This window comes from Alcaligenes faecalis, assembly GCF_002443155.1.
Lineage (GTDB): Bacteria > Pseudomonadota > Gammaproteobacteria > Burkholderiales > Burkholderiaceae_B > Alcaligenes > Alcaligenes faecalis.
On sequence record NZ_CP023667.1, the window covers coordinates 922,505 to 942,415 of the forward strand.

At 58.1% G+C, this 19,911-nt stretch carries 20 protein-coding genes; 14 read left to right on the forward strand and 6 right to left on the reverse strand.

What is annotated here, in order from left to right:
• Positions 1 to 3: 3 nt before the first annotated feature.
• Genes CPY64_RS04235 through CPY64_RS04245 form a run of 3 tightly spaced genes read right to left on the reverse strand, consistent with a single transcriptional unit; the run spans position 4 to position 2,688 of the window.
• Complete coding sequence (locus tag CPY64_RS04235; protein ID WP_042484290.1) at positions 4 to 1,728, reverse strand: PhoH family protein; 1,725 nt, start codon at positions 1,726 to 1,728, stop codon at positions 4 to 6.
• Positions 1,729 to 1,780: 52 nt separating this feature from the next.
• Positions 1,781 to 2,248, reverse strand: coding sequence for a peroxiredoxin (locus CPY64_RS04240; RefSeq protein WP_042484293.1), 468 nt, complete (start codon positions 2,246 to 2,248; stop codon positions 1,781 to 1,783).
• Positions 2,245 to 2,688 carry an Mth938-like domain-containing protein gene (locus tag CPY64_RS04245; RefSeq protein WP_042484296.1) on the reverse strand — a complete coding sequence of 148 codons (444 nt, stop codon included), beginning with the start codon at positions 2,686 to 2,688 and terminating at the stop codon, positions 2,245 to 2,247. Before CPY64_RS04245 ends, CPY64_RS04240 begins: the two co-directional genes overlap by 4 nt.
• A gap of 166 nt (positions 2,689 to 2,854) precedes the next feature.
• Here CPY64_RS04245 and alaC point away from each other — a divergent pair, with 166 nt between their 5' ends.
• The 4 genes from alaC to speG all read left to right on the forward strand — a co-directional run bounded on the left by alaC (position 2,855) and on the right by speG (position 7,615).
• Positions 2,855 to 4,042 carry an alanine transaminase gene (gene alaC, locus CPY64_RS04250; protein WP_026484343.1) on the forward strand — a complete coding sequence of 396 codons (1,188 nt, stop codon included), beginning with the start codon at positions 2,855 to 2,857 and terminating at the stop codon, positions 4,040 to 4,042.
• On the forward strand, positions 4,039 to 5,337 hold the full coding sequence (locus CPY64_RS04255; RefSeq protein WP_022983573.1) for a homoserine dehydrogenase: 1,299 nt from the start codon (positions 4,039 to 4,041) through the stop codon (positions 5,335 to 5,337). Before alaC ends, CPY64_RS04255 begins: the two co-directional genes overlap by 4 nt.
• A complete protein-coding gene (gene thrC / locus CPY64_RS04260; protein WP_042484299.1) occupies positions 5,337 to 6,746 on the forward strand; it encodes a threonine synthase in 1,410 nt (469 codons plus the stop codon). The genes CPY64_RS04255 and thrC overlap by 1 nt, the downstream gene beginning before the upstream one ends.
• A 311-nt stretch (positions 6,747 to 7,057) precedes the next feature.
• The gene (gene speG, locus CPY64_RS04265) at positions 7,058 to 7,615 is read left to right on the forward strand and encodes a spermidine N1-acetyltransferase (protein WP_042484305.1); all 558 of its coding nucleotides are present in this window, start codon (positions 7,058 to 7,060) and stop codon (positions 7,613 to 7,615) included.
• Positions 7,616 to 7,631: 16 nt separating this feature from the next.
• Here speG and hpnE read toward each other — a convergent pair whose 3' ends face one another.
• Genes hpnE through hpnC form a run of 3 tightly spaced genes read right to left on the reverse strand, consistent with a single transcriptional unit; the run spans position 7,632 to position 10,645 of the window.
• Entirely contained in the window at positions 7,632 to 8,918 is a 1,287-nt protein-coding gene (gene hpnE, locus CPY64_RS04270; protein WP_042484309.1) for a hydroxysqualene dehydroxylase HpnE, read from the reverse strand.
• Positions 8,915 to 9,778 carry a presqualene diphosphate synthase HpnD gene (gene hpnD, locus CPY64_RS04275; RefSeq protein WP_042484314.1) on the reverse strand — a complete coding sequence of 288 codons (864 nt, stop codon included), beginning with the start codon at positions 9,776 to 9,778 and terminating at the stop codon, positions 8,915 to 8,917. The genes hpnE and hpnD overlap by 4 nt, the downstream gene beginning before the upstream one ends.
• Before the next feature lie 6 nt (positions 9,779 to 9,784).
• Positions 9,785 to 10,645, reverse strand: a complete 861-nt coding sequence (hpnC, locus tag CPY64_RS04280; protein ID WP_042484317.1) for a squalene synthase HpnC — start codon at positions 10,643 to 10,645, stop codon at positions 9,785 to 9,787.
• A 70-nt stretch (positions 10,646 to 10,715) separates the two neighbouring features.
• Between hpnC and alr the strand changes: the two genes are divergently transcribed.
• The 10 genes from alr (at position 10,716) to CPY64_RS04330 (ending at position 19,902) form a co-directional block, all read left to right on the forward strand.
• Complete coding sequence (alr, locus tag CPY64_RS04285) at positions 10,716 to 11,846, forward strand: alanine racemase (RefSeq protein ID WP_042484320.1); 1,131 nt, start codon at positions 10,716 to 10,718, stop codon at positions 11,844 to 11,846.
• 18 nt (positions 11,847 to 11,864) lie between these two features.
• Complete coding sequence (locus CPY64_RS04290; protein ID WP_042484323.1) at positions 11,865 to 12,581, forward strand: SDR family oxidoreductase; 717 nt, start codon at positions 11,865 to 11,867, stop codon at positions 12,579 to 12,581.
• 9 nt (positions 12,582 to 12,590) lie between these two features.
• A complete protein-coding gene (gene radA, locus CPY64_RS04295) occupies positions 12,591 to 13,976 on the forward strand; it encodes a DNA repair protein RadA (protein ID WP_026484350.1) in 1,386 nt (461 codons plus the stop codon).
• Between the two features lie 5 nt (positions 13,977 to 13,981).
• Positions 13,982 to 14,761, forward strand: coding sequence for a sulfite exporter TauE/SafE family protein (locus CPY64_RS04300; protein WP_042484326.1), 780 nt, complete (start codon positions 13,982 to 13,984; stop codon positions 14,759 to 14,761).
• A 9-nt stretch (positions 14,762 to 14,770) separates the two neighbouring features.
• Positions 14,771 to 15,490: a 3-deoxy-D-manno-octulosonic acid kinase gene (locus CPY64_RS04305; protein WP_042484330.1), complete on the forward strand. Its 720-nt coding sequence runs from the start codon at positions 14,771 to 14,773 to the stop codon at positions 15,488 to 15,490.
• A gap of 77 nt (positions 15,491 to 15,567) precedes the next feature.
• On the forward strand, positions 15,568 to 16,674 hold the full coding sequence (locus CPY64_RS04310; protein ID WP_042484333.1) for a polyamine ABC transporter substrate-binding protein: 1,107 nt from the start codon (positions 15,568 to 15,570) through the stop codon (positions 16,672 to 16,674).
• 5 nt (positions 16,675 to 16,679) lie between these two features.
• Positions 16,680 to 17,810: an ABC transporter ATP-binding protein gene (locus CPY64_RS04315; protein ID WP_042484336.1), complete on the forward strand. Its 1,131-nt coding sequence runs from the start codon at positions 16,680 to 16,682 to the stop codon at positions 17,808 to 17,810.
• Entirely contained in the window at positions 17,807 to 18,727 is a 921-nt protein-coding gene (locus CPY64_RS04320; protein ID WP_042484340.1) for an ABC transporter permease subunit, read from the forward strand. Before CPY64_RS04315 ends, CPY64_RS04320 begins: the two co-directional genes overlap by 4 nt.
• A complete protein-coding gene (locus CPY64_RS04325) occupies positions 18,724 to 19,530 on the forward strand; it encodes an ABC transporter permease subunit (RefSeq protein ID WP_042484343.1) in 807 nt (268 codons plus the stop codon). The genes CPY64_RS04320 and CPY64_RS04325 overlap by 4 nt, the downstream gene beginning before the upstream one ends.
• Positions 19,531 to 19,557: 27 nt before the next feature.
• Positions 19,558 to 19,902 carry a Spx/MgsR family RNA polymerase-binding regulatory protein gene (locus CPY64_RS04330; RefSeq protein WP_042484346.1) on the forward strand — a complete coding sequence of 115 codons (345 nt, stop codon included), beginning with the start codon at positions 19,558 to 19,560 and terminating at the stop codon, positions 19,900 to 19,902.
• The last annotated feature ends 9 nt before the right edge of the window (positions 19,903 to 19,911 follow it).

A 19,911-nucleotide genomic window follows, 5' to 3' on the forward strand; every position in this document is an offset into this window, starting at 1 on the left:
GGTTTAGAGTGCGTCGCTGGCGTAATCGGCCAGACGGGAGCGCTCACCACGTTGCAAGGTAATGTGGCCTGCATGCGGCCAGCCTTTGAATCGGTCTACCACGTAGGTCAGCCCCGAACTGCCCTCGGTCAGGTAGGGCGTGTCGATCTGGGCAATATTGCCCAGGCAGACAATTTTAGTTCCTGGACCGGCGCGCGTCACCAGTGTTTTCATCTGCTTGGGCGTCAGGTTCTGGGCCTCGTCGATGATCAGGAACTTGTTCATGAAGGTACGACCCCGCATGAAGCTCAGGGATTTCACCTTGATCTTGGAGCGCACCAGTTCCATGGTGGAGTTGCGCGGAGCCTCGGTGCCTTGCGGATTGTTCAGGTTGTTGGAGGACTTGCCGGTGCCCAGGTGCAGGACTTCCAGGTTGTCTTCCAGCGCACCCATCCAGGGCTGCATTTTCTCTTCCTCGGTACCGGGCAGGAAGCCGATGTCATCTCCGACAGGCACGGTGGCACGGGTGATGATGATTTCGTTGTAGCGTTTGGTCTCCAGGGTCTGGGTCAGCGCACTGGCCAGGGCCAGCAGCGTTTTACCTGTACCGGCATGGCCCAGCAGGGAGACGAAATCAAAATCCGGGTTCATCAACAGGTTCAGGGCAAAGTTCTGTTCGCGGTTGCGAGCCGTAATGCCCCAGACGTTGTTCTTGCCGTGACTGTAGTCGCGCAAGGTGGCCAGTACCGCGGTATTGCCAGCGGTTTCGCGTACCTGGGCATACAAGGGATCGTCGCCTTCGGTAAACACGAACTGGTTGACCATGAACTGGCTGCACAGCGGCCCGCTGATGCGGTAGAAGGTGGTGCCACCCTGTTGCCAGGATTCCATGTTCTTGCCGTGCTTGGTCCAGAAATTGTCCGGCAAGGGCATGACACCGTCATACAGCAGGTCGGAGTCATCCAGAACGTGATCGTGGCGGTAGTCTTCGGCCAGCAGGCCCAGTGCCTTGGCCTTCAGGCGCATATTGATGTCTTTGGACACCAGCACCACTTCGCGTTTGGGCATGCTCTGGGTCAGGGCATTGACCACGGCCAAAATAGCGTTGTCCGCCTTGCCCAGCGGCAGCTGGATAGGCAGGGTGGTATCCAGAGCGCTGGTCTGGAAGGTGACGGCGCCACGCGCTTCGGTATTGCCGATGCCATCCAGATTGATGGGCTTGTCCAGACCATGATCGCCCACCAGACCTTCCAGGGAGCGGCTGACCTGACGTGCATTGCGAGCCACTTCAGACAGGCCCTTTTTCTGGTGATCCAGTTCTTCCAGCACCATCATGGGCAGGAAGATGTCGTGCTCTTCAAACTTGAACAGCGAATTGGAGTCGTGCAGCAAGACGTTGGTATCCAGCACAAACAATTTGCGCTGGGTGGGGGCCAGACGGGTGCGTTTGCTGGCTGCGCCGGCGACAGGCTTGGGAGCCTGGGCAGGGCTGTCGGCAGCGCTTTTGCTGGGAGCTGCTTTGGCCACACTGGCGGGCGCAGGCGCTGCTGCAGGGGCCGCGGGCGCCGTTTTGACGGGCGCAGGCTTTTTGGAGCGTGGCGTAGCAGCCGCTTTACTGGGGGCGGCTTGGGGGCTGGCGGGGGGAGTGTCGGGTTCGTCTAGTGGTACGGGTGGATCGGCAAGGATGACACTGTCATCTTTTTCGCTAAGCAGGGTTCCCAGCTTGGTGGGCAACGTTGGTAGCGGCATATAACACGTACTCCTGGTTGTGTGCCGACCTGCAGGCCGGCACGGTAAGGTTTCAGGCGGCTTGCTGGACAGCCTGTAATACAGCCTGGACGTGGCCGGGCACTTTGATGCCACGCCATTCTTGAATCAACACACCTTGGGCGTCGATCAAAAAGGTGCTGCGCTCGATGCCACGTACCTGTTTACCGTACATGTTTTTCATTTTCATGACCCCAAACAGTTCGCACAAGCGCTCTTCGGTGTCGGCAAGCAAAGGGAAAGTCAGGGCTTGCTTGTCAATAAAACGTTCGTGCGAACCCAGCGAGTCGCGCGAAACGCCAATGATTTGCGCGCCTGCGGCCTGGAATTCAGGCAGGGCGTCGCGGAAATTCTGGGACTCGGTGGTGCAGCCTGGCGTGTTGTCTTTGGGGTAAAAGTACAACACTGTCATTTTTCCTTTCAGGTCAGCCGCGCTGAACTCGCCCTGAGTGGAGGGCACGGAAAAGTCGGGGATAGGGGCACCAATTTGTACGGCAGTCATGCTTTTTCCTGTATCAGTAAGGCCGCGACTACTTTGCGGCCTTCAGCCATGAGGATATTGTAGGTTCTGGCGGCAGCCTGGGTATCCATGATTTCCACACCTATGCCCCACTGCAGCATTTCCTGCGTGACAGCGGGATGCAAAAAGTGCTGGCGCTGGCCAGTACCAATCAAAATCAGTTCGGGGGCGTTGTCAGGGCGCGCCGGCGGGGCGTCATCCAGAAAAGCCATGGGGTCTTGCTTGACCGATTCCAGTCCCGCAATCCGGCGCAGCAGCACGGCTGTCAGCTCGGAGGCGTTTTGAATGGCCAGGTCCTGAACCGGACCTTCGGGGCTAAAGAAGATGGAATGATCGTGGTTTTGAAAGTTGATCGCCACATAATCGTCACCGTAAGCGGTGATGGCATTCATGGCTGGATTGTGTTCGCGTTGCAGTTGCACGATGAGTCTCTCCGGTTTTCAGCTTCGATGATAGCGCAAAGCGCCAGTGACGATGCGGCACCTGATCTGTTTGCAGTGATTCTCAGTAAGTCAATCATGGATTAAACTCTTTGATTCACTTTTGACTTTTGGTTTGGGTCTTCGCTTTTTCTTATCAAGGAATGTCATGATTCGCTTTCCGCGCATCGAGCGTTTGCCGCCTTACGTGTTCAACATTACCGGCGAGCTGAAAATGGCCGCCCGCCGTCGTGGCGAGGACATTATCGACATGTCCATGGGGAACCCGGACGGAGCGACACCGGCGCACATCGTGGAAAAGCTGGTCGAGGCGGCCACCCGCCCGGACACTCATGGATATTCTGTCTCCAAAGGCATTCCGCGTCTGCGCCGAGCCGTGACCAATTGGTACGAGCGCCGCTACAATGTGCACTTGGATCCTGATAGTGAAGCGATCGTTACCATCGGTTCCAAAGAAGGTCTGGCCCACTTGATGCTGGCAACGCTGGACAAGGGCGACACTGTGCTGGTGCCCAACCCCAGCTACCCCATTCATATCTATGGTGCCGTCATTGCCGGCGCGAATATCCGTTCGGTACCCATGGTCCCAGGCGTGGATTTTTTCGAGGAAATCGAAAAAGCCGTGCGGGAGTCCATTCCCAAGCCCAAAATGATGATTCTGGGTTTTCCCAGCAATCCGACGGCCCAGTGCGTGGAACTGTCCTTTTTTGAGCGTATTGTGGCGCTGGCACGCGAGCACAATATTCTGGTGGTACATGATCTGGCCTATGCCGACATTACCTTTGACGGCTACGTGGCCCCCTCCATCATGCAGGTGGAAGGCGCGCGCGATGTAGCGGTCGAGTTTTTCACCATGAGCAAAAGCTACAATATGGCCGGCTGGCGTATTGGTTTCATGGTGGGCAACGAGTCCTTGGTCAATGCTCTGGCACGTATCAAGAGCTATCACGACTACGGCACCTTCACACCGATTCAGGTGGCCGCCATTGCGGCGCTGGAAGGGCCACAAGATTGTGTCAGCGAGGTGGTGGAGCAGTACCGCCGCCGTCGCGACGTACTGGCCAAGGGCCTGCATGAAGCAGGCTGGATGGTCGATGTCCCCAAGGCATCAATGTATATCTGGGCCAAGATTCCCGAGTTCTACAAGGACATCGGTTCGCTGGAGTTTGCCAAGCGCTTACTGAGCGATGCCAAAGTAGCCGTATCCCCCGGCATCGGCTTTGGTGAGTATGGCGACAACTATGTGCGCTTTGCGCTGATCGAAAACGAGCAACGTACCCGTCAGGCGGTACGCGGCATCAAAGAAATGTTCCGTAAGGACGGATTTGTTCAATGAGTCCTATCAAAGTAGGTTTGCTGGGTTTGGGTGTGGTTGGCAGCGGCACCTGGAACGTATTGAAACGCAATGCAGATGAAATCGCTCGCCGCGCCGGTCGCCGTATTGAGGTGGTCGCTATTGCTGTGCGTGACCTGGAAAAGGCACGTGCGCTGGTTGGGGACGAAGTCACCCTGACCACAGACGGCATGGATGTGGTGCGCAATCCCGAGATCGATATTGTGGTCGAGCTGGTGGGTGGCGACACCCTGGCACGCGAGTGGGTCATGGAAGCCATTGCCCAGGGCAAGCACGTGGTTACCGCCAACAAGGCGCTGCTGGCCAAGCATGGCAACAAGATTTTTGCCGCTGCTCACGAGCGCAGTGTCATGGTGGCGTTTGAAGCCGCTGTGGCCGGTGGTATTCCTATCATCAAGGCGATTCGCGAAGGCCTGACGGCCAACCGTATTCAGTGGCTGGCCGGCATTATCAACGGCACCACCAACTACATCCTGTCCGAAATGCGCAACCGTGGCGTCAGCTTTGCTGAAGCCTTGGCCGATGCCCAGCGCCTGGGTTACGCCGAAGCTGATCCTACTTTCGACATTGAAGGGGTGGACGCGGCGCACAAGCTGAGCCTGCTGGCCTCCCTGGCCTTCGGTATTCCGGTGCAGTTCAGCAAGGCCCACGTGGAAGGCATTACCAGCCTGGCACTGGAAGACCTGCAACACGCACAACGTCTGGGCTACAACATCAAGCTGCTGGGTATTACCCGCGCCCGTGAAGAAGGTATCGAACTGCGCGTACACCCCACCTTGGTTCCGCTGCAAAGCATGCTGGCCAATGTGCAAGGTGCCATGAACGCGGTGCTGGTGCATGGCGACGCCGTGGGCCAAACCGTGTACTACGGTGCCGGTGCCGGTGCCTTGCCAACCGCGTCGGCGGTGGTGGCCGATCTGGTGGACGTGACCCGTCTGCAAACTGCAGAACCCGAACACCGCGTGCCTTACCTGGCCTTCCAGCACAACGCCATGTCCGATACCCCCATCCTGCCTATGGATGAGGTGGTGTCCTCGTACTACCTGCGCTTGCGTGTGGACGACCGTCCTGGTGTGCTGGCTGATGTGGCCCGCATTCTGGCTCAAGCCTCGATCTCGATCGGTTCCATGTTCCAGGAACCGGCTGGCGAACAGGCCGATATCATCTTCCTGACGCACGAAGCGCGTGAAGGTGCCATCAATGGCGCAATCAGCCAGATTCAGAATCTGCCTTTTGTACAGTCTGCCGTGACCCGTTTGCGCGTGGAGAACCTGTAATGAATTACATCTCTACCCGTGGCGGCATGAAGGCCCAGCTATTCTCGGACATCTTGCTGGAAGGCCTGGCTCCGGATGGCGGTTTGGCCATGCCAGAAAGCTACCCTCAAGTCAGTGCAGAAACGCTGGAATCCTGGCGCGCCCTGAGCTACCCCGAACTGGCCGCCAAAGTGCTGGGCCTGTTTGTCACCGATATCCCAGCTGATGAACTGTCCGCCTTGACGGCACGTGCTTACGCACCTGGCGTGTTCGACAGCGAGCAGGTGGTACCCGTCAAGGAACTGGAACCTGGTTTCTCCTTGCTGGGCTTGTCCCAAGGTCCAACCCTGGCTTTTAAAGACATGGCCATGCAGTTCCTGGGCCAGGTTTTTGAGTACGTGCTGACACAGCGCAACAGCACCCTGAACATTGTGGGCGCCACTTCCGGCGACACAGGTTCGGCGGCTGAATACGCCTTGCGCGGCAAGCGTGGCGTCAGCGTGTTCATGCTCTCGCCCTACGGCCGCATGAGCGCTTTCCAACGCGCTCAGATGTACTCCTTGCAAGACGAAAACATCCACAACCTGTCGGTCAAGGGTGTGTTCGATGATTGCCAGGATATCGTCAAGGCTTTGGCAGGCGATCTGGAGTTCAAATCCAAATGGCATCTGGGTGCCGTGAACTCCATTAACTGGGCACGTATTTCCGCTCAGGTGGTGTACTACTTCTGGGGTTGGCTGCGCAGCACGAACCAGGCCGGTCAAAAGGTCTCGTTTGCTGTTCCTTCGGGCAACTTTGGCAATATTCTGTCGGGTCACATTGCTCGCCAGATGGGTCTTCCTATCGCCAAGCTGGTTCTGGCCACCAATGAAAACAACGTGCTGGAAGAGTTCTTCCGCACTGGCATTTATCGTCCCCGTGGTTCCGAGCAAACTTACGCCACGTCCAGCCCGTCCATGGACATTTCCCGCGCCTCCAACTTCGAGCGCTTTGTGTTTGACCTGCTGGGCCGTGATGGCAGCAAGGTCAAGGCATTGTGGGAACAGTTGGCTAAAGAAGGCCAGTTCGATCTGAGCGAGTATCTGCCACGCTTCCAGGAAGAGTTCGGCTTTGTGGCTGGCGCCAGCTCGCACCAGGATCGTCTGAACACGATTGCCCAGGTAAACACGCAGTACCAGACTCTGATCGACCCGCACACGGCAGACGCCGTCAAGGTGGCTCAGAACTTCCGCGAAGAAGGCATCCCCATGCTGGTGCTGGAAACCGCGCTGCCTGCCAAGTTCTCCGAGACGATCGAAGAAGCGATTGGTCAGCCCGCACCGGTGCCTGCGCACCTGGCCGGTCTGGCAGACTTGCCACAGAAAGTGGTGGTGATGGATTCGGATGTAGCCCAAGTACGTCGCTACATCGAGGAACACGCCCCAACCTGATGCCCGCTATCTGCGCTGGCCCTGTGCTGGCGCAGCCATGGCGGCCAGGTAGTAGTTTCAAACCCCGATTTTGATATTCCTGCTGGCCTGAATGATATTCAGTTTGCTATGCAGGAAAGCAGAAATCGGGGTTTTTGCGTTTTTGGCCGGTTTTGCTGCAAGACTGGCAGGGCTGCGGTTTCGCAGCTAACTGAACTTTTTCTATCAGGCCTTCATCAAAAACACACGATATGCGGGCATGATGTCTATGGCCTTTGGTATAGGCAGATAGGCGGCTCGTCTATCGAACATAGAGAAAGGATAGAAAAGTCATGAGTAAAACGACTCACGTGAAATTACGCCCCCTGGAGCGCGAGGACCTGCGCTTTGTGCATTTGCTGGACAATAACGCCAGCGTGATGCGCTACTGGTTCGAGGAACCCTACGAAACCTATGGCGAGCTGGCAGCTCTGTACGATGAGCACATTCATGATCAGCGTGAGCGTCGTTTTGTGGTGGAGTGGGAAGGGCAGCCCTCCGGTGTGGTGGAGCTGGTGGAAATTGATTATGTACACCGCCGGGCCGAGTTCCAGATCATCATTGCGCCGGAATTTCAGGGCAAGGGCATTGCCTCGCGGGCGACCAAGCTGGCTATCGAGTACGGCTTTGGGGTGCTGAACCTGTACAAGATTGTGCTGATTGTGGATAAGGAAAACCACAAGGCCATTCACATTTATCAGAAGTTTGGTTTCCAGGTGGAAGGCGAGCTCAAACACGAGTTCTTCATTAACGGCCAGTACCGGGACGTGGTGCGTATGTGTTTGTTCCAGCAAGAGTTTCTGGCGGCTCATAAGCCCGCGCAGACGTTGCTGACACCGTCGGCGCAGTAGTGCTCAGCCGTGGCCCTTACAGATGCGCCGCTTTCAGACCGCTGCGCACCGCACCTTCCAGCACACCGGGGTAGCCGGTATCGGTCCAGTCGCCCGCCACACGAATGGCTGGCCACGGTGTCGTTACTGAAGGACGACGCAAGCCGGGTATGGCTGCAAAAGTAGCTCGCTTTTCGATAATCAGTTCGCTAGCTCGTACCGCTGGCATGGCTTTCAGATGCCGGGTTTGGCTGCGTACCTGCTCGATAATCGCGGCAATGGCTTGCTCGCGGTCCAGCGCCTGCAGGCGCACTGCGTCGCTGATGACGATCCCCACCAGCGTTTCGCCGCTACCCGGCTTCAGCGCGCTGTGATCAAACAGCCATTGCCCGCCGCTGCCACTGCTGTCGTCCAGCATCAACATGGAGTGGGGCAGGTTCCAGGCCTGTTCCAGTTCCAGATACAGGGTGGCGATAGGGACATAGCTGAATGCCTCCAGATCCGCCAGCAATTGTTCGCTGGCCGGGCTGCTGGGCAGGCTATGCAGCAGGCGCGCAGCTTGGACGGGCGGGCAAGCCACAATGGCTGTATCAAACTGCAGGCCGTCAATGTGTACACCCGCTTCCGTCAGTTCCAGCCTTTGTACCCGGTGGCCTAGCTGTAGCTGAATATCGCGCAGGGCGGATTCGCACCAGAGCTGGCTTAAGTCTGTCAACGGAATCAAGGTTTGGCTGGCTTGTCGCGGGCCGCCCAGACTATCGCGCAGGACATGGGCAAACAGCTGGGCGCAGGCTTGCTCAATCGGGGTGTTCATGGCGGCTACACACAGCGGTTGCCAGAACAGACGGATGACATGGCTGTCTTGCTCGTGTTGCTCCAGAAGCTGCAACACCGTCAGACCGGCTGGCGTGCGCCATTGCTGCGTCATCAGCCAGCGGCAAAAACGCGCCAGCTTGATTTTTTGCGACCAGCTCAGGCCCTGGGCTCCCAGCAGGCCGGTCAATAAATGGAAGGGGGCGGGCAGGGCGCGATTGCGCAGGCGAAAATGTCCGTCGGCCGAGATCACGTCCAGATCCTTGCGGTCCAGACGCGAGGCTTCGTCCAGGCCGATTTCCCCCATCAAACCCAGAATGACGGAGTAGGCCCCCAGCATGATGTGCTGGCCGTTATCGGTGTCGCGCCCCAGATTGGGGCTGTGAATGCGGCGGGCACGCCCGCCTATATGGCGCGAGGCTTCAAAGACACTGACCTGATGGCCCTGGGTCTTCAAGCGCCAGGCAGCGGCACAGCCCGCCCAGCCCGCCCCGATAACCGCGACTTTCATCGGCCCAGTTTGCGTTGCAAGCTGCGGCCGCCCGATACCCAGGTTTTCCAGGCGAGCCAGAACTTGCGAATGGGCGTCAGCGAAATGCGCTGTTCCAGCACATGCCAGCGATCATTGGCAATTTCCACCAGCAGGGCATGGTAGATGGCCGCCATCAACAGGCCGGGGCGTTGTGCCCTGCGATCAACAGCGGGCAGGGCACGCATAGCCTGGCGGTACAGATCCTGGGCACGTTCGGTTTGAAAGGCCATCAGGGCCTCGAAGCGCTCCGAGTGTTGCTGATCCAGAATCTCATGGGGCGATACGCCAAACTTGTCCAGATCTTCCTGAGGCAGGTAGATGCGGCCACGACGAGCGTCATCGCCTACATCACGGATAATATTGGTCAGCTGAAAAGCCAGGCCCAGTTTTTGGGCGTAGTCGCTGGTCTGTTTCTGGGTTTGGCCAAAAATACGCGCCGACAGCAGTCCCACCACGCTGGCGGCGTGCCAACAGTAGCGTTCCAGCTCGCTCCAGCTCTGGTAGCGCACCTGGTCCAGATCCATTTCCATGCCGTCAATGACGGCCAGCAGCTCGTCCTGGGGCAGGTCGAAGGCCTTGATATGGGGAGCCAGGGCCTGCATGACCGGGTGATGGGCACGGCCTTCGTACAGATCGGCCACTTGCGTGCGCCACCAGACCAGCTTCATGCGGGCGACCGACTCTTCGTGAACCTCGTCCACCACGTCGTCAACCTCGCGGCAAAACGCGTACAAGGCCGTGATGGCACGGCGGCGTTCGGGCGGCAGAAACAAAAAGGCGTAGTAGAAGCTGGAGCCGCTTTGGGCTGCCTTGTTCTGACAATACTCGTCTGGGCTCATGGACGTTCAGGGTCGGTAAGGGGTACGGCTCAGGCCGCGGGTAATCAGGCGTAGCCAGTCCAGGCGGGACAGGGTGGGGCGGTGGCTGAAGACATCAAACTGTACCGCTTCCAGGCGTTCCAGAATACGCAGACCGCCCAGCACCATCATTTTCAGTTCCAGGCTGATGCGCCCGGACAGGTGGGGTGACAGCAGCAGGCCGGCTTGCAGGCGCTGGCGGGCATCGGTAACCAGCAGCTGCATCATTTCCTGCCAGCGTGCATCGGCCTCGGGCTGGCGCAGCAGCTGGGTGCGTGCCTGGATGTAATCGTCATCCAGATCGTATTGGGCCAGCAGGTCTTGCGGGATATAGACACGGTTCTTGTGCCAGTCCAGCGCCACGTCCTGCCAGAAATTAACCAATTGCAGCCCCGTACAGGTGGAGTCGGCCATCTCGACCAGCTCCGGGCTGTGGGCTTCATACAGATGCAGCATCAAGCGGCCAACCGGGTTGGCCGAGCGGGTACAGTAATCCAGCACCTGCGCCATATCGCTATAGCGATGGGTGGTAACATCCTGGCGGAATGCCGACAGCAGGTCCAGAAAAGGCTTGAGTGGCAACTGGAAGTTGCTGATGCTGCTGGCCAAAGGGGCAAAAATTTCGCTGTGCGGGGTATCGGCCAGGACAGGCTGGTGATATTGCAGTTGTTCTATTCCGGCTTTGAACTGCGCCAGCAGTTCCAGGCGCTCGGCAGCGCTTAAATCGCCTTCATCAGCAATGTCGTCGGCGCTGCGGGCAAAACGATAAATATCGGTGACCGGTCGGCGTAGCCGACGAGGTAGCAGCACAGAGGCGACAGGGAAGTTTTCATAGTGCTCGATAGACATAGTCCGCCAGTATACGGCTTTCGTTTCCACTAGGGCTGGTTTAGACTTTCGTATTGCTTCGGGGAGAACCATGCCACGTCCTATCTCGGCCACCATTCATATTGCGTCACTGCGTCACAATCTCGATATGGTTATTCAGAGCCTGAATAACGCCACGGCTCCATCCGGCGTAAAACGGCCCCATATCTGGGCCGTCATGAAGGCTAATGCTTACGGTCATGACATCGAAAATGCGGTGCGGGCATTCAGTGCCGCCGAAGGCATGGCGATGCTGGACCTGAAAGAAGCCATACGCTGTCGGGCTGCCGGCTGGACCGGCCCCATCATGTTGCTGGAAGGTTTTTTCCAGCCTGAAGATCTGGATGTGCTGGCCGAATTTGGCCTGACCACCGTTATTCATTGCCACGAGCAGCTCAAGATGCTGGAGCAGTGGAAGGGCGGGGTGGCCTTGAATGCCATGGTCAAGCTCAATAGCGGCATGAACCGTCTGGGTTTCAGCGTGGACGATTACCCCGCTGCTTTCGAGCGCGCCCAGCGTCTGCAAAAAGCGGGCAAGCTGGGCACGGTCGGTCGCATGACGCACTTTGCGCGCGCCGACGACAATATTGATGCCACGCTGGAGCAGATTCGCTGCTTTGACCGGATCACCGACGGCTTGCCCGGCCCGGTCAGTGTGTGCAATTCAGCCGCAACCCTAAGCCCTGACCTGGGGGCCTACATGCCTTCCGGTCCGGACCACTGGGTGCGGCCCGGTATCTGTTTGTACGGCAGCTCTCCTTTTGCGGACATCAGCGCCGATGACTTCGGTTTGCAGCCCGGCATGACGCTGGCAGCAGAGCTGATCAGCGTGCGCGGCGTCAAGCAGGGCGAGGGCATTGGTTACGGCCATACCTATATTGCCGAGCAGGCCATGCGCGTTGGCGTGGTGGCTTGCGGCTATGCCGATGGTTACCCGCGCCATGCGGGAACCGGCACCCCTATTACCGTCAACGGTGTGCGTACCCGTTTGCTCGGTCGTGTCTCCATGGACATGTTGGCAGTAGACCTGACGCCGGTGCCCGCCGCCGGTGTAGGCAGTCAGGCGGTGTTGTTCGGTCAAGGCGGGCCCAGTGTGGATGAGGTTGCTGCGGCAGCCGGAACCCTGGGCTACGAATTGATTTGCGCGGTCGCCCCACGTGTGCCGCGCATCATCCAGAATTAACACCAATAAGGCATAGCCATGAAAAATAAATGTGTACTCGTTACCGGCGCTACCAAAGGAATAGGCTGGGCAATCAGCCAAAGGCTGGCCGATGCCGGGGCCCACGTGGTGGGTCTGGCACGCCATACCGAAAGCATTGATTTCCCCGGATATCTGTACTCTTGCGATCTGAGCAATGCAGGCGAAACCGAGGAAATGCTGCGCGTTATCCGCGAAAAATACCCCGTTGATGCGGTGGTGAACAATGTGGGTATGGTCGCGCCCGAGCCGATTGGTCAGGTGGACCTGGGCAATCTCTATCAGGTGTTTGACCTGAATGTGCGTGTGGCGGTGCAAGTGGCCCAGGCTTTCATCCCCTCGATGAAAGCGCGCAAGGAAGGCCGCATCGTCAATATTTGCAGTCGTGTCGTGCACGGCGGTTCCGACCGCACCAGCTATGCCGCGGCCAAAAGTGCCTTGCTGGGTTGCACCCGCACCTGGGCGCTGGAACTGGCTCCTTACGGCATTACCGTCAATGCGGTCTCTCCTGGTCCGATCGAAACCGAATTGTTCCGTGCCAATCATCCCGTTGGCAGTGAAGCCGAACAACGTAGCCTGTCCTCCATTCCCTTGGGACGTTTTGGGCAGGCCGTGGAAGTGGCTGCTGCGGTCACCTTCCTGCTAAGCGATGAAGCCGCTTATATCACCGGCCAGAATCTGGGCGTGGATGGCGGCGGCAGCCTGGCCGGACGTTAAGGAATTTCTATGGCCACCAGTACTCGTGCGGCCCGCAAGGCCAAAGTTGTATTTGTTTGCACAGAGTGCGGGGCAGATACACCCAAGTGGGCGGGCAAATGCCCGGCCTGCGGGGCTTGGAACAGTTTGCAGGAAACGGTGGAGACGCCGGCTGCGGCCAGCGCCCACCGTTTTGCTTCCCTGGCCGGTTCCAGCCCGGTTCAAAGTCTTTCCGATGTGCAGGCGCGGGAACTGCCGCGTGTGCCCACCGGCATAGGCGAGTTCGATCGCGTTCTGGGCGGCGGTCTGGTTGAGGGCGGCGTGATCCTGATCGGGGGCGATCCCGGAGTCGGTAAATCCACGCTGCTGCTGCAAGCCATGGCTGCCTTGGCCCAGCAAACCAAAGTGCTGTATGTGACAGGCGAGGAATCAGCCGAACAGGTCGCCTTGCGTGCTCGTCGTCTGGGTGTGCCTACCGAAGGTGTGGACTTGCTGGCCGAAATTCGTCTGGAGTCCATCAGCCAGGCCTTGCAGTCGCACCAGCCCAGCGTGGTGGTGATCGACTCGATTCAAACCCTGTATTCGGATCAGCTCAGCGCGGCTCCAGGCTCGGTGTCGCAGGTGCGCGAATGCGCGGCTCAGCTTACCCGCCTGGCCAAGCAAAGCGGCACCTCCATGATTTTTATCGGTCACGTCACCAAAGACGGGACCTTGGCCGGGCCACGAGTGCTGGAGCACATCGTGGATACCGTGCTGTATTTCGAGGGTGATACCCATTCCTCCTTCCGCATGGTGCGCGCGTTCAAGAACCGCTTTGGCGCGGTCAATGAGCTGGGCGTATTTGCCATGACGGAAAAGGGGTTGAAAGGGGTCAGCAACCCTTCGGCCCTGTTCTTGTCGCAGCACTCCCAGTCGGTAGCAGGCTCTTGCGTCATGGCTACTCAGGAAGGCACACGACCTTTGCTGGTGGAAATTCAGGCTTTGGTGGACTCGGCCCATGTGCCCAATCCGCGCCGCCTGTCTGTGGGCCTGGAAAGTTCCCGTCTGGCCATGTTGCTGGCGGTAATGCATCGCCATGCTGGTGTGGTCACCTACGACCAGGACGTGTTCGTGAACGCCGTCGGTGGCGTCAAGATTACCGAACCAGCGGCTGACCTGGCGGTGCTGCTGGCTATTTTGTCCTCCTTGAATAACCGTCCCTTGCCACGCGGCCTGGTCGTGTTTGGTGAAATCGGTCTGGCCGGTGAAATTCGTCCGGCCCCGCGTGGGCAGGAGCGTTTGCGCGAAGCGGCCAAGTTGGGGTTCAGCATTGCCTTGATTCCCAAGAGCAACGCCCCGCGTCAGTCGATCGAAGGCCTGGAAATCTGGGCGGTAGACCGGGTGGAAGACGCTGTCGACCGTCTGCGCAACCTGTAATCGCCATGACAAGTATTGAATTGATCCTGGCCTGTTTGCTGGGAGGCGCGCTTATTGGCTATACCGGCGGGGTTCTGGGGATTGGTGGCGGCTTGTTGGCCATTCCGCTGCTGGGCCTGATTCTGGGTATGGATCAGCAAACGGCTCAGGGGACGGCTCTCATCATGGTGGTGCCCGCCGTGCTGCTGACTGTGCGCCAGTACCATCGCCGCAACCATATTGATTTCCGCCGGGCTGCACTGGGGGCGATCTCCTCCATCATCTTTACCTGGCTGGGCGCACGTCTGGCCTTGGGCATGGATGCGATCTTGTTGCGTCGTATCTATTCGATATTTGTGATGGCCATTGCCTTGTATTATTTCGACCAGAGCCTGGGTTTTTCCCGACGCCGTCGTCGCAGTGACAAGCCGCGCCCGGACCCCGAGTCGTTTGGGCAACTGTGGTACATCGTCGTTGGCATGATGGCTGGTTTGGCCGGAGGTGTGTTCGGTGTGGGCGGCGCGGTGCTGGTCGTGCCGTTCCTGACCAGCCGCATGGGATACAGCCAGACAGGTGCGCAAGGTTTAGCCCTGTCCATGATTATTCCCGGTACTCTGGTGGCCTTGGCGACGTATGCCTTTCATGGCCAAACGACCTGGCAGGTTGGGATACCCATGGCTATCGGTAGTCTGATGCTGGTTCCCTTTGGCGTGCGTCTGGCCTATCGCCTGCCCGAAAATCGTCTGAAGTTTATTTTTGCCTGCATGCTGGTACTGATCATGGCCTTGTTGCTGGTCCGTGCCTGAGGAGCTACCGTGAGCGCCCAGTCCGAAACTGTCTATTCCTTGCCCGGTGGCGGTGCCTTGCTGGCACCCGAGCTGGCCAATCAGCTGGATCTGGAACCCGAAGCCTTGCAGCGCTGGTTCGAGGCCGCCTCCTACGGCGACCAAGCCAGCAAAGTCGGGCAGGGTGGTCGTCAGGCTGCCTGGTTTGTGAACGGGCCTTTTGGGCAGGCGGTGCTGCGTCACTACCGTCGTGGTGGTCTGGTGGCTCGCTTCAATGAGTCCAGCTACTTGTGGCAAGGCGCCTCCCGGACTCGCAGCTGGCGAGAATTTCAGGTGATGTCTTATTTGCACAACAAGGGTTTGGCCGTCCCCAAAGTGCTGGCGGGGGCGTGGTGGCAGCAAGGTTTTTGGTACCATGCGGCCCTGATAAGCCAGCGGGTGCCCGATGTGCAGCCTTTGACTCTGTGCCTGGACCGCGCCTCCCCCGAAGCGGTCGCGCGCGAGATTGTCCGCATGCACCAATTCGAGGTTTGGCACGCTGACCTTAACGCCTACAATATTTTGCTGGATGCGAATGACAAAGTCTGGCTGATCGATTTTGACCGTGCACGACAGGGGCCTGTCAGCCCCGCCCAGGCGCTGGGTAATGTGCAACGCCTCAGACGATCCTTGCTCAAAGTGTGTGGGCCGCGTGGCGATCAGTGGTGGCAGCAGATGTTTTCTGCTTACCGCCACGAAACGCAGCGTTAATTACGACTACGGGCTTTAAAAAAGCTTTATCATCTCGCCTTTTGGGTTTTTCGCTTTCGATAGGAAGGGGACTCGTGATGTCTTTTGGGATGAACACACCACAGGTACTCGCCGGCCTGCTGGCCGCTGCTGCCATCATGCCTGTTGCACAGGCACAAAATCAGGTTGTTAATGTCTATAACTGGGCTGAATATACGGCCCCCGATACCTTGTCCGGCTTTCAGAAAGCCACGGGCATTACGGTGCGTTATGACGTTTACGACAATAACGACACCTTGCAAGCCAAGTTGTTGACGGGCAAGTCGGGTTACGACGTGGTGGTTCCCTCCACGCATTACGCAGCGCGTCAGATCGAAGGCGGTTTGTTCCAGAAGCTGGATAAAAGTCAGATTCCCAACTGGTCCCACCTGGACCCGGACATCATGGCCTTGCTCTCGGATGTGGACCCCGGCAATGAATACCTGATTCCCTGGGGCTACGGCACCAATGGCCTGGGCTACAACGTCACCAAGGTCAAGGAAATCATGGGCGAGCAGGTGGACCTGGGTAACTGGGACATGCTGTTCAAGCCTGAAAATGCCGAGAAGCTGAAAGGCTGTGGCATTTCCATCCTGGACGAAGCCGCCCAGGTATTTCCCGCCGTGCTGCACTACATTGGCAAAGACCCCAACAGCAGCAACGAAGCTGACTACCGCGAAGCGCTGGATCTGCTCAAGACCATTCGTCCTTACGTGCGTCAGTTCAGCTCCTCGGGGTATATCGACGAGCTGGCTGCGGGTGATCTGTGCATGGTCTACGGTTTCTCTGGCGACGTGATGATCTCGGCCGACCGCGCGCGTCAGGCGAAAAAGCCGTACGCCATCGACTACTACATTCCGCAAGGCGGGGCGCCGGTCTGGTTTGACACCATGGCCATCCCCAAGAGTGCGAACAATGTGAAAGAGGCCCATGCCTTTATCAACTACATTGAAACGCCGGAAGTCCATGCTGCCATTACCAACACCATGTTCTACCCGAACGCCAATAAAGATGCGCGCGAGTTCGTGGTCAAGGAAGTGGCTGACAACCCCATGATTTACCCTTCGCCCGAAGTCTCCAAGACTTTGTTCGTGATCAAACCACAGCCATTGAAGGTGCAGCGTCTGCAAACGCGCCTGTGGGCTGAACTCAAGTCTGGACGCTAGGCATCATGCAAGATATCCGTACCGGAACCTCGCCCTGGATGGATGGCGAGGATGCTTTCGTGCGTGTGGACGAAGTCGTCAAGATCTTTGGCGACACCGTGGCTGTTCAGTCCGTGAGTCTGGACGTGGCCCGTCACGAGATTTTTGCACTGCTGGGCAGTTCGGGCAGCGGCAAGTCCACCTTGCTGCGCATGCTGGCAGGGTTTGAGGAGCCGACTTCCGGTCGGATTTACCTGGACAACGAGGACATTACCGACCTGCCGCCTTATCGGCGGCCGGTCAATATGATGTTCCAGTCCTATGCGCTGTTCCCGCACATGTCGGTCGAGGCCAATGTGGCGTTTGGCCTGAAGCAGGAAGGCGTGCCCCGCAACGAAATCCACGAGCGTGTGTTCGAGGCGCTGGACCTGGTGCAGATGGCGGGTTTTTCACGCCGCAAGCCCAATCAGTTGTCGGGTGGTCAGCAACAGCGTGTCGCTCTGGCGCGTAGCCTGGTCAAGCGTCCCAAGCTGCTCTTGCTGGACGAGCCCATGTCCGCACTGGACAAGCAGATTCGTCAGAAAACCCAGATTGAACTGGTCAAGATTCTGGAGCGCGTGGGGGTGACTTGCATTATGGTGACCCACGATCAGGAAGAGGCCATGACCATGGCCAGCCGACTGGCGGTGATGTCCGACGGGCAGATCATCCAGTCCGGTACGCCTTACGACGTGTATTCCTTTCCGAACTCGCGTTTTGTGGCGGGCTTTATCGGTTCCACCAATCTGTTCACCGGCGTGGTGACGGTGGACGAGCCCGACCATGTTCATATCGAGTGCGAAGAATTAAGTCGCCCCTTGTATGTCAGCCACGGGATCAGCGAACCGCTGGGCATGGACGTGTACGTGTCCATCCGCCCCGAGCAGATCAAGGTGGGGCGTGAATTGCCTTCCGAGGATACCAACTGGGGCCACGGCATTGTGACCCACGTGTCCTGGATGGGCAGCTATACCCGCTACCAGATTCGTCTGGATGCCGGCATGCTGATCGAAGCGCAAATGCCCAGCGGTACCTTGGCCCAGCCTGATGCTCCCGGCGTGGACGAAGAAGTCTACGTGTCCTGGTCCGACGACAGCGCAACGGTACTGAGCACATGAAGAACCTGTCCTGGCGCAAACTGCTGCCCACCAGTCGCACGCTGGTGGTCGCACCCACATTCCTGTGGATGATTCTGTTTCTGCTGGTGCCGTTTTTGCTCGTGCTCAAGATCAGTTTTGCCGATCTTGATTTCGGGGTGCCGCCGTATACGCCCTTGGCCCAGTTTGCCGAGGAAAGCATTTCCTTTGTCCTGAACCTGCGCGGCTATATCCTGCTGTTCAGCGATAATCTGTATTTGGCCACCTACGTCAGTTCGCTGAAGATGGCCGCCGTCACCACGATCTTTTGTATCCTGATCGGCTACCCGGTGGCCTACTACATTGCGCGTTCCGCACCAGCCGTTCGCAGCCTGCTTTTGCTGGCGGTGATTCTGCCGTTCTGGACCTCCATGCTGCTGCGCGTCTATGCCTGGGTAGGCATTTTGCGGGGTGATGGCCTGCTCAATCAGGTCTTGCTGTGGACAGGCATTATTGATGCGCCGCTGGAAATCTACCGCACCGATCTGGCCGTTTACATCGGTTTGATCTACGCCTATCTGCCGTTTTTCATCCTGCCGCTGTATGCCAATCTGGTGAAGCTGGACATGCGTCTGCTGGAAGCCGCGTACGATCTGGGTGCACGTCCCTGGTCGGCGTTCTGGAATATCACCTTGCCCATGTCCATGTCCGGCGTGATTGCCGGTGCCATGCTGGTGTTTATTCCGGCAGTGGGGGAGTACGTCATTCCGGAAATGCTGGGTGGTGCCGATACCTTGATGATGGGCCGCGTCATGTGGACCGAGTTCTTCAATAATGCCGACTGGCCCATGGCCGCTGCCGTGACTTGCGTGATGGTCTTGTTGTTGATCATCCCTTTGATTTTCTTCCAGTACAGCCAGATGCGACAAATGGAAGCACAACGGGGAGGCCGCTCATGACCAAGCCTAATCTCTGGTTGCGTGCCCTGGTTCTGACTCTGGGCTTCGGCTTTCTGTACATCCCCATTCTGTTCCTGATTGTCTTTTCATTTAATGAATCGGCCATCATGACGTCCTGGTCGGGTTTTTCTTTCCGCTGGTATGAATCCCTGTTCCAGGACAAGGCCTTGCTCAGTGCCGCCAAGCTGTCCTTTCTGATTGCGGTGCTGACGGCCACCATGGCCACCATTCTGGGTACCTGGGCTGCTTATGTGCTGGCCCGCATGGGGCGCTTCAAGGGCTTTGCCCTGTACATTGGTTTGGTCAGCGCACCGCTGGTCATTCCGGAAGTGGTGTTGGGCATTTCCCTGCTGCTGATGTTTGTGGAACTGAACTCCCTGTTTGGCTGGCCGGAACAGAACGGTATTTTCACGATCTGGATCGGGCATGTGGTCTTGTGTACCGCCTATGCCACCGTGATTCTGCAATCGCGTATGCGTGAGCTGGATCGCTCCCAGGAAGAAGCGGCGCTGGATCTGGGCGCCACTCCCCTGAGAGCGTTTTTCCAGGTTGTCCTGCCCTCGATCGTGCCGTCCTTGATGGCTGCCTGGTTGCTGGCTTTTACCTTGTCGCTGGACGATGTGGTGATTGCCTCTTTCCTGTCTGGTCCGGGATTTACCACCTTGCCGGTGGAAGTTTTTTCGCGCGTACGTCTGGGCCTCAAGCCCGAGATCAACGCCCTGGCAACCCTGCTTATTTTGGTGATTGGTGTTTTTGTGGTCGTCGCCAATCGCTTGCAGGCACGCCGCGAGCGTCGCGCCTGATTGATAAGGAGTATTGCCGTGTTCACGATGTATGGTTTGAAAAACTGCAGCACCTGCCAAAAGGCGATTGCCTGGTTTGAGCAAAATGGTCTGTCGTTGACCTTTGTGGATTACCGCGAACATCCCTTGGAAGCGGCCCGTTTGCAACAATGGGCGCAGGAGCTGGGCGGTTGGCCCAAACTGGTCAACCGCGCTTCCATGACCTGGCGTAATCTGCCGGCGGAACGTAAAGAACCGCAGGACGATGCCCAATGGCTGGCCTTGATTGCCGAGTTTCCTGCCCTGGTACGCCGTCCCTTGCTGATTACGCCAGAGGGTGAAGTCAGCGTGGGCTTTAACGAAGGCAAATTTGCCGCTCGTTTTCTCAAGTAAACCAAAGGG